The sequence below is a fragment of the Acinetobacter sp. WC-323 genome, assembly GCF_000314615.1.
Taxonomy (GTDB): Bacteria; Pseudomonadota; Gammaproteobacteria; order Pseudomonadales; family Moraxellaceae; genus Acinetobacter; species Acinetobacter courvalinii.
On the sequence record NZ_AMZS01000030.1, the window covers coordinates 86,256 to 92,868 of the forward strand.

The following is a 6,613-nucleotide window of genomic DNA, read 5'->3' on the forward strand; positions in this document are numbered from 1 at the left end:
CAGTAAAAGGGCTTGTTCTCATTAGACTGTTTAAACTTAAACTAAAAATAATGTTTTTTCACAATGTCAAAAAATACACGGGCTTCCTCATTCCCCAAGCTTGGCGACTTGACCACTCCAACATTTAAATAAAGCGGGAAATCTTCTAATTTAACACGTTCTAGCCTGTTATTCTTTAAACTAAACTTATCAAAAAAAGGTTTCGGGAAAATACCTAGACCTTCACCTTTCAAGATGCTCTGCAATTGCAGATCAAGCCCAAAAATTTCTCTATTAATATAAAAGCCAAGATTCCGTTCATATAACAGGCTAGCCAGACTTTCCCTAAAACAGCACCCTTCCGGATGCAGTATCCAACCTTTTTTACTGCACTTTTCAAAATTAGTATATTTATAGGCCTCTCCCTTTTTACAGACTACCACAAATTCAAGCGTTCCAATTTTGGAGAAAAGCAAATCAGCAGGAATACTGATATTGGAAGGGATCATAAAAGTAGCAAGATCAATTTCTTCGTCCTGAATTTGCTGGATGAGACTACGCCCCCACCCACTCGATATATCTACTTCATAAAGCAGTTCCGTTTTCTTGCTCTCATACAAAATATAGTCCAGCAAGTCATCTACAAGCGTTTGTGGAATGCCTATTCTTATTTTTTTGGTTTCGACGACATCTGGTTGCTGATGAAAGTTTTCCAAAGATTCAAGTTGTTTTAAAATAAAACAGCCCTTAAAATAAACTTTTTCACCTAAACTCGTCAGTTGTAATGGTCTGGTTTTTCGATTAAACAATACACCTTTAAGCATTTCTTCCATGTTATAAATACGTTTTGTCACAGTTGACTGATTCACACCTAACTTTTCAGATGCGACCGTAATAGACTGATTATCAACAACGTATATAAAGGTTTTTAAATCCCGGATATCCAAATTATCTGCCTCACATTGGGTTATTTAAAATATTTTCTGAACTGACAAGGCGAACATCCAGTCCAACCTTTAAATGCACGTGTAAACGCACTATGTTCCGTATACCCCAACGTGTAAGCGATATCTGATAAGCTTACATTTTTATCTTGTAATAAAAGCAATGCTTTCTCATGTCTTTTCTGTTTTACCAACAGCTTAAACTCTTCTCCTTCGTTTTTTATTTTTTTTGATAAAACTCGAGGAGTCAATTTCATTTTCTTTGCAACTTTCAATAAATAGGGCTCTCCTTCGGATAAAATATTATTGATCTGGGCGCTAACTTTTTCAATAAAATCTATACTTTTTTTATTTCCTGCAGGATTAACAGCAAAAAAAGCTTCCATACAGATTTTATTAAAATCTTTACAAACAGTGACTGAATTAAAAAGCTGACTTAAATATAGACAATCTTTATAAATATTTTCTAAATTAGATTCAAATATACAATGTATACCATCTACTTCAAGGCCCTCAATTAGCTTTTCGATACTATTTAAAAAATCTTTCTCAAAGAAACCCTGTTTCAAAGTAGTTACTTTATAAATCAAAATAACTCTATAAAACTGTAATGACAGATCATCCATAATAGAAAAAAACTTTTCAATATCCAATAAAAAAAATATGACAGCTTGTTGTAAATCTTTATTGCCAATCTCAATAATATGCAGCTTTATATTTTTTCCACAATATAAAAAAGTATGAAACATATTATCTATCTCAGCGATGATTTCTTTATACCCTAACAAAAACCAATCTCAGATTCTCAACACTTTAGAACATGAAACTCATCATTTTGGGAAAATTTAATTTAAAGTTGTGTTTCTTGTTTTATTATGTGGTTTTTTGATTACATTTGTGCATTATTTTTAACCTTTAACTACAATATACAAGGCATAAGCAAAAAATCAAATATATTCAAACTACGATCACAAAATAAAAGTCGGATAAAAAAGACAGGTATAAACGTCCTACCTGTCTAATATTATCTAAATTAGGTTACCACTGAATATTGACACGACGATTCGGTGCCATACATTCAAGTAACTGAGTGTTTCTTGCTTGTCCTGAACAGTGTTGATAACTCTCTGTCTCACTATTCGCCTGTACATGAATCCGGGAAGGATCAATACCTTGCTGGACCAAGAGTTTCGCTACAGTATTGGCCCGCTTGGAAGAAAGTGCCTGATTATAAAAGAAAGAACCTAATCGGTCAGTATAGCCTGATACCCTTACCGGACTGTCAGTTTTCCGAATTTCTTCTGCCAAAAGTTCGATATTAGCTGAACCTGGTTCAATCGAGTTGATATCCGAACGGTCAAATGCAAAGAATACTACTCCAGATTGTGGCGTTGTGCGGGGTAATGGCGCAGGCAAGGTTGCTGGTACGACATTATTGGCACCCCAAGCCATCAATCCTTGACACTCCTCTCCTTTCCACGATAAGCGGTTGGCAATATAATGCTTGTCAAAATCAATCCGTAACTGACAACGTTTATAATCCTGAGTATTCGGAACGCGAATATCAAGCACATAATTCCAGGTCTTTACCGCAAACACACCTTCACTAAAATGCGGATTGCCCAAAATATGACGGAACTGATCTTTGTTCATACCCTTATCCAGACGGGCAACATCGTTATATTCATAACGCTTGACCAGCTTGAGATAGCTTTTGCTCACCTCCGGAAAAGTGACTCCCTGAGTTTGCGTTAACTGTACTTCATTTTGAGTTTCAGCCTGACTGGTAAATGCCATACTTGCAAACATGGTCAATACCAAAGATTGTAATTTTTTCATAAATGCCTCTCTTGATTATTGTTGTAGTTAGGAGAACCTTTTGCGGTTCTCCTTGCTCTAGAATGGATGTTTAATCAAATACGCCACTTAGACCAACACGGAAGCTTGGGTCACCCTGAGAGGCAGCCGCCACGCCCGTAGTCAGTGACCAGCGTCCATTGTCAGCAGTTTTACGCAGGGTGACACCGACTGCATTTTCGCCCCCGTGATAAGCGGCCCCGACAGCATAGGTATATTTGCCCGAAATATAAGGCGCGGTTTCAAGCGCCATCGCAGCGGCAACACCGGCATTGGCGTGTTTTTTAACATCATCAATACGTTGGTTGGTGTCATAGAAAGCCTGTTGCATCTGATCGCCAAGGTTAGTAATCCGGTCACCCAATGCTTTATCGGCATTATCCAGCGCCCCTAATGCGTCACCGACATTGTCATGTTTAGCTCCTCCTACCTCATAACTTGGCCCAGTCCAGCCTTTCGCCGGATCATAGCCTGCACCGCCACCGAGCGCGGCCCCCACATCCTGATAAGACTGGTGTAACTGGCTACCGTTAACCGCATCTTGCGAATCCTTGGCAATCGCACCGTCGGCAACCCCGGTGACTTTCTTGCCACCGGCATTAATACCGCTTGTGGTCATGCTTGGTCCCTGCTCGCCTTTCGGACCAGTGATACTGATTCCGCCACCACTGATACTGGTCTTGCCCTGATCACCTGCAACATTGACCTGATCCGCATCAACCTGTTTGACCTTGATCTTGTCTGCCAGACCCACTTCATAGTCGGTACTACCATCTGTTTTAGTGGTTTTATTGATTGTAAGATTATTGTCTGTATTGCTTACCGAAGTTTTTGCAGCCTTCGCATCATTCTTCACAGACTCAATCGCATCATTGACATTATTTTTGCCAGTTCCACCAATATTGCTGGTCTTAATCGTACCGTCCGGATTCACCGTGGTATTACCTCCGATTGCACCTGCAACACTGTCTGAAACACCCTTTAACTGTCCGCCATTGACCGCATCTTTCGAGTCTTTGGCCACAGTTCCGTCTGCGACTCCCGTGACCTTCTTGTCACCGGCATCAATACCATCTTGGGTGACGCTTGGCCCACCATCAATATGTAAACCATCGCCATCCACACGGGTACCGCCCGCAGTGACACTATCAACATCCAGGTCTGATGAGGTCGATACTTCGTAGTCTGTGCTGCCATCCGCATTTTTGCTTTCTTTTACAACAATGTTTTTGCCATCACTCACTGTCGATTTTGCGGCCTTGGCTGCATCACCAACTGCACCAATCGCATCATTGATATTGTCCTTACCTGTTCCACCGATGTTGCTGGTGTTAATGGTACCGTCCGGATTGACTGTAGTATTGCCACCAATCGATTTTGCCACGCTATCTGACACACCTTTTAACTGGCTGCCGTTGATCGCATCTTGTGAATCTGCTGCAACTCGACCTGCCGCAACACCTGTAATCACGGTATTGCCTGCATCAATGCCCTTGGATGTAATGCTTGGTCCAATGTTATTGCCCATTGGATCAACAAAGCCCAGACCAGTTGAGTTCAACACAGTACCGTTACCATCCTGGTCTTTCAACGTTACCCCTTTGGCACCATATTCGGCTTCGTTACCTTCACCGTCTTTAACCTGAGTGCCTTGCGCTGTCAGAACGGTTTCGTTGCCTTCTTCATCGGTCGAGGTCACACTATCGAATTTTACGTCTTTCGCGGTTGCGACTTCATAGTTGGTACTGCCATCGGCATTCTTGCTTTCTGTCACCACCATGTTGTCGCCTTCAGTGACCGTAGTTTTCGCTGCTTTGGCAGCAGCACCTACCGCACCAATCGCATCATTGATGTTGTCTTTACCTGTACCGCCAATATCAGGATTGGTATATTTGCCTGTGTTTGGATCGTATTGGGTATTACCACCAATAATGTTCTTCACACCTTCGCCTTGGGCATTTAACTGGCTACCATTTATTGCTTCTGTTGAATCCGGGCGAACTGCTCCTGCTGCAACACCGGTGATTTTACTGCCCGCTGCATCAATACCGGATTTAGTTATACTTGGGCCGCCAGCAATGCTCATACCGTCGTTGTTGATTACGGTATCACCTGCAGTCACGCTATCCACGTTCAGGTCACGGTTCAGGCTGTACTTGATGTCATTGCCCTCTTTCGCGACTTGTAGGTTTTCTTCGCCGTCTGCCGTGCCGATATCTACCGTATCACCTGCTTTGACTGCGCCACTGTTAGCAGCATTACTTTGCAAGGTCCAGCCTTTGTCCAGTTCAGTAATGGCATCTCCGACATTATTGACGTTGTTACCGTTCACCGTGTAGTTTGGTGCAGAGACTGTGCCATCCGGATTAACGGTTGAACCACCACCCAAGGCATCCGCTGTGCTTTGTGCTGTATTGTGTAACTGACTACCATTGATCGCATCTGTAGAACCTGCTGCAACCGTACCATCGGTTACACCACTGATCTTGCCTGTTGCACCATCAATGTTCACGTCACCGACTTTGACCGAGTTGAACTCAACATCATCAGCCGTCGCCACGGTATAGATCGTATGCCCATCGGCATCGGTTTTACTATCAACTGTCATGTTCTTGCCAGCTTCAACTTCGGTTTTAGCAGCTGTAGCAGCTTGACCGACAACAGCAATTGCGTCATTAATGTTGTCTTGGCCGGTACCACCGAAGTCAGGGTTAGTATAGGTTCCTGTGTTAGCATCATAAGCGGTATTGCCGCCAATGATATTCTTCACTCCTTCGCCTTGTGCATTGATTTGACTACCATTAACCGCATCGGTTGAATCCGCACTAATAGTTCCAGCATCAACACCTGTCACTTTTTTATTACCGGCATCAATACCGGATTTAGTTATACTTGGGCCACCAGTAATGCTCATACCGTCGTTGTTGATCACGGTATCACCCGCAGTGATGCTATCTATGTTCAGGTTACGGTTCAGGCTGTACTTGATGTCATTACCTTCTTTGGTCACCTGCAGATTTTCTTCTCCATCTGCCGTGCCGATATCTACCGTATCACCTGCTTTGACTGCACCACTGTTAGCACCGTTAGATTGCAAGGTCCAGCCTTTGTCCAGTTCTGCCAGCGCATCTCCAACATTGCCGGTATCTGTACCATTGATGTTATAGGTCGGACTGGAAACAGTGCCGTCCGGATTTACAGTGGAACCCCCACCTAGCGCATCTGCCACGCTTTGTGCATTATTTGCCAACTGGCTTCCGTTGATCGCATCTTTCGAATCTGGATTGATATCGCCATCGGCAACGTTGGTAACTTTATTACCTGCTGCATCAATACCTGACTTGGTCACACTTGGTCCACCGGCAATGGTCACACCATCGGTGTTCATCAGGGTATCGCCTGCAGTGACACTATTCACGTTTAGGTCTTTGGCCAGTTCAATTGCGACTTTGCCGTCTTGAACTTTGGTCGTGATATTTTCATCCGCACCCACCACATCAACAGCTTCGCCCAGTTTCTTCTGAACAGTAGTACCGTCTTGTGCAGTAATGCCAAAGCCCTTGTCGGTTAAGTCTTGGCTAGCTTGGTTGAGTTGATCTACGTTAACGCATCAGTCCCTGCAACACCCGGTCCTACATTGCTGATGGTCGTGCCCGCAGCATCTATACCGACTTGGTCACGCTTGGCCCACCGGTAATGGTCATCCGTCATTGTTGATCACGGTATCACCCGCAGTGACGCTATCCACTTTCAGGTCACGGTTCAGGCTGTACTTGATGTCATTGCCTTCTTTCGCGACTTGTAGGTTTTCTTCGCCGTCTGCCGTGCCGATA

Annotated in this window: 4 protein-coding genes; all 4 read right to left on the bottom strand. The window is 43.4% G+C overall.

The window, feature by feature from the left end:
• Positions 1 to 41 precede the first annotated feature (41 nt).
• Positions 42 to 926 (bottom strand): LysR family transcriptional regulator, encoded by an 885-nt coding sequence (locus ACINWC323_RS14005; protein ID WP_009509761.1) that lies wholly within the window; start codon positions 924 to 926, stop codon positions 42 to 44.
• Positions 927 to 946: 20 nt separating this feature from the next.
• Positions 947 to 1,672 carry a helix-turn-helix domain-containing protein gene (locus ACINWC323_RS14000; RefSeq protein ID WP_009509794.1) on the bottom strand — a complete coding sequence of 242 codons (726 nt, stop codon included), beginning with the start codon at positions 1,670 to 1,672 and terminating at the stop codon, positions 947 to 949.
• A gap of 289 nt (positions 1,673 to 1,961) precedes the next feature.
• Entirely contained in the window at positions 1,962 to 2,762 is an 801-nt protein-coding gene (gene tpgA, locus ACINWC323_RS13995; RefSeq protein ID WP_009509759.1) for a trimeric autotransporter adhesin/peptidogylcan-associated protein TpgA, read from the bottom strand.
• Between the two features lie 70 nt (positions 2,763 to 2,832).
• Positions 2,833 to 6,276, bottom strand: coding sequence for a YadA-like family protein (locus ACINWC323_RS13990; RefSeq protein ID WP_009509746.1), 3,444 nt, complete (start codon positions 6,274 to 6,276; stop codon positions 2,833 to 2,835).
• Between the last annotated feature and the right edge of the window lie 337 nt (positions 6,277 to 6,613).